This window comes from Dietzia sp. DQ11-71 (assembly GCF_014144995.1).
Taxonomy (GTDB): domain Bacteria; phylum Actinomycetota; class Actinomycetes; order Mycobacteriales; family Mycobacteriaceae; genus Dietzia; species Dietzia kunjamensis.
In genome coordinates this window covers 1-3,359 of record NZ_JAALDT010000195.1, presented here as the reverse complement: position 1 = coordinate 3,359, position 3,359 = coordinate 1, and the positions used below count along the sequence as shown (strand labels likewise).

Annotated in this window: 2 protein-coding genes; one reads left to right on the top strand and one right to left on the bottom strand. The window is 67.0% G+C overall.

Features of this window, described 5'->3' with window-relative positions; all coding sequences use genetic code 11:
• Positions 1–314 precede the first annotated feature (314 nt).
• Positions 315–1,529: an IS110 family RNA-guided transposase gene (locus G6023_RS07960; protein WP_182634876.1), complete on the top strand. Its 1,215-nt coding sequence runs from the start codon at positions 315–317 to the stop codon at positions 1,527–1,529.
• A gap of 154 nt (positions 1,530–1,683) precedes the next feature.
• On the opposite strand, the gene G6023_RS07955 is transcribed toward G6023_RS07960, so the two are convergent.
• Complete coding sequence (locus G6023_RS07955) at positions 1,684–3,051, bottom strand: cytochrome P450 (RefSeq protein WP_182634874.1); 1,368 nt, start codon at positions 3,049–3,051, stop codon at positions 1,684–1,686.
• Positions 3,052–3,359: the final 308 nt, after the last annotated feature.

The following is a 3,359-nucleotide window of genomic DNA, read 5'->3' as shown; positions in this document are numbered from 1 at the left end:
TCCCGCCGGCCGCCACGCCGGCCGCCACGCTGGCCGCCGCCACGCTGGCCGTCCCGCCGGCCGACACGCTGGCCGTCCCGCCCGTTACCTTTATTGAACCTCCGGTGGTCGGAGGTCTGGTCGCTCGAGTGGGCATGGCTTTCTTGCCCTGCCATCGATGGTCCGGGGGGTGTTGCCACCCGCTCGAGAGACACGCGTTGACCGCTGATAGGGACGCGGCCCACCTTTTAGGTGAGGTCTCTTCGTAACGTGGGTGTCGGCATCGGGTGTCAAGACGGTGACCAGCAGGGATACTTCAGAAGGGAAGTATCGCCATGTCCGAGAACTACGCCGTATTCGTGGGACTGGACGTCGGCAAGAGTGCCCATCACGCATGCGCTCTCGCCCAGGACGGCTCCCGCCTCTACGACAAACCCCTGGTCCAAGACGAAGTCGCTCTGCGGAAAGTTATCGTCGAACTTCAGCAGCATGGACCGGTGCTGATGATCGTCGACCAGCCCAACACGATCGGGGCGCTGCCCATCGCGGTGGCCCGTGACTGCGGTTGCGAGGTCGCCTACCTGCCAGGACTTGCGATGCGCAAAGCCGCGGACCTGTACCCAGGTAGGTCGAAAACCGATGCCCGAGATGCGTTCATCATCGCCGACACGGCCCGCACAATGCCGCACACCCTGCGAGCGGTGGACCGCGATAGCGAGGTGCTCTCAGCGCTGAAAATGCTCGCCGGTTTCGACGACGACATCGCTCGGGACTGCACCCGGGCCAAGAACCGGCTGCGCAGTGTTCTGACACAAATTCACCCGGCATTCGAGCGCGTTCTCGTCGGTGAGATCCTTGCTCGAGCCATCGTGTTGGACCTGCTCATCCACTACGGCGGACCCACCAAACTCGCCGCAGCCGGCCGAGGCCGAGTGCTCAAATGGGCCCGCAACAGGTCGAGAAAAGATCCGGTCGAGCTCATCGACCGAATCTTCGCGGCACTGGCCGAACAGACGGTCACCGTGCCCGGCACCGACGCTGCCGAGTTGGTCATCCCGCAGCTCGCCGCGAACATCAAAGCGCTACAGCAACAGCGCGAGACCATCGCTGGCCAGGTCGAGGGGATGCTCGATGAATTCCCTCTTGCCGAGGTCTTGATCTCGATGCCCGGCATCGGCATCAAGACCGCCTCCAACATCCTGCTGGCCGTGGGCGACTGCAGCGACTTCGCCTCCGCCTCACATCTCGCTGCTTACGCCGGTATCGCCCCGGTGACCAGACGAAGCGGCACCTCCATCAAGGGCGAATTCCCTGCTCGTAGTGGCAACAAGCGCCTCAAGAACGCCATGTTCCGCAGCGCCTGGATCGCCAGCAACTGCCATGGCCCCTCTCAGGCCTACTACCAGCGCAAACGCGCCGAAGGAAAGAAGCACAACGCAGCCGTCATGTGCCTTGCACGACGCCGCAGCAACGTCATCTACGCCATGCTGACCAACCGCGAGTTCTACCGCGAGCCGCCAGCACCCAACGACGTAGCCGCGGCGGCCTGAAGCGATCACCAATCATCAGCAAAACGCTTGACAATCCTCATAGGGACACCCCCCCGCCGCCGCGGCATCATCGCCGAGCAGAGGATTTCGCTCAGACCCACTCGGGCGATACAGGCGAAATCCTCTGGACGGCGGAGGCGGGGCGGGCGGCGGGTCAGTTCGCGGCGACGCGTGCCAGCGGCCGGAGCGAGACGGGCAGTCCGTCCGCGGGGTAGGGCAGCGAGTCGTTCTTCATGGGCGGCACGTAGGCCAGCGGGACCGACCACTCGAAGTGGCGTAGCAGCGCGCTGAGCACCAGCTTGGACTCGAGGTTGGCGAAGATTATGCCGAGGCACTTGTGCACCCCGCCGCCGAACGGCTCCCACGCGAAGCGGTGCGACTTGTCCTCCCGCCGCTCGTCGGAGAAGCGTTCGGGGTCGAAGATCTCCGGGTCCGTCCAGTACTCGGGCATGTGGTGCGAGTACAGCGGCATGATCGAGGTGAGTCGTCCGGCCGGGATCTCCACGCCCAGGATCTCGGTGTCCTTGACCGTCTTGCGCGCCATCACCGGCACCGGCGGGTGCAGGCGTAGCGACTCCTTCATCACCAACGCCAGATCGGGCAGCTCCTCCAGCTCGGCCATGGTGGGGTTCGGACCCAGGTCCTGGCACTGTCGACGGAGCCGCTCCTGCCACTGGACGTCGCGGCCGAGCTCGTAGACCATCGACGTCACCGTGCTCGTGGTGGTGTCGTGCGCGGCCATGAGCAGGAAGATCATCTGGTTGATGATGTCGTCGTCGTCGATCCCGCCGGAGGCGTCCGCCACCTGGCACAGGGCGGAGAACAGGTCCTCTCCCGGGTTGGCGCGCCGGGCCGGCAGGTGGCGGCGCAGGAACTCCTCGAGCAGCCGGCGCCCCCGCGCCGCTCGGCCCCACTTGGTGAACGGCACCGCGGTGGAACGGACATAGCCGTTCGCGGCCTGGACGCAGTCGACGAACGCTGTGTTGACCTTGTCGAGCTCCCCGGGCGCGGCGTATTCGGCGCCACCCATGAACACCTCGGTCGCCAGGTCGAGGGTGTGCGTCTTGAGCGCGGGATAGACCTGGAACGCCCGGTCCGGGGCCCAGGCGCCGATGCCCTCGTCGACCAGCGGGGCGAGCCTGCGGGTGTAGCCCTCGAGCCGGGGACGGGTGAACGCCTCCTGCATGATGTGCCGGTAGTGGTGGTGCTCCTCGAAGTCGAGCAGCATCAGCCCGCGGTTGAAGAACGGCCCCACCAGGTATCCCCAACCGGGGCCGCTGGCGAACGCCTTGTCCGCGTTCTGCAGGGCGGCCTGGCAGGCGTCGGGGCCGATCAGGGCGGTCCACGTGGCGCCGAGGAAGTTCAGGTCGGAGACGGGGCCGTGATCGCGATAGCGGCGGGCCATGGTCGCCAGCGGGCTGTGGACGTATTCGAGCGTGCCGCCGAGGATCGGCAGCTTGGAGCGCAGTGGGGCCGGGCCGGGTCGGTAGACCCTCTCCCGCGGATCACCAGGGATGGACATCAGGCACCTCGTTGTCGGGTGACCCCTGTGTGTGACAGTCGTCACTAGTTGTCACGCGATTACCGAAACCGGCGGTGTCGTTTCTTTCACCCGGCCCGGCCAGCCGGCAGTCCCGCCGGCCGTGACACCGCCGGCCGGCCGCCCCCCCGACTCAGGCTCGGGCGACCAGTGCGTCGATGTCCACGCCGTCGGGCAGAGCGCCGTACTCGGCCGAGCGGTCGTCGCCGAGCCGGGCCAGGCAGAACGCCTCCGCGACCGGGGCCGGTGCGTGGGCCAGCAGGACCGCGCCCTGCTGGGCCAGCGCCATC